Genomic DNA, 266 nt, shown 5'->3' with positions numbered 1-266 from the left:
CCACCTTACTGTCGCTTATTGGCGCCAGCGGTGAACACCCAATGATTGGTCACGATCTCACTCGCCCTGTGGCCAAAAATAAGCAGCGTGCAATGATGCAGTACGATAAAAACTTTGCTTACATGCAAAATGATAACGTTGTTATTTTGCAGCCAGATAAACCGGCAACCACCTATATTTATAAAAATAAGCAATTACACCCCAAACATAACGATAGCGCACTCATCAAGCAAGCTCGTGCGCTGGCTAATTATGGCAACATGGCC

1 pseudogene is annotated in these 266 nt (G+C 44.7%); it reads left to right on the top strand.

Annotated elements, in window-relative coordinates:
* Nucleotides 1-266, top strand: a pseudogene (locus AAEY62_RS22785) (LTA synthase family protein); the annotation flags it as partial.

This window comes from Pseudoalteromonas sp. GW168-MNA-CIBAN-0100 (assembly GCF_040309225.1).
GTDB lineage: Bacteria > Pseudomonadota > Gammaproteobacteria > Enterobacterales > Alteromonadaceae > Pseudoalteromonas > Pseudoalteromonas arctica.
This window is presented reverse-complemented; position numbering and strand designations above follow the sequence as displayed.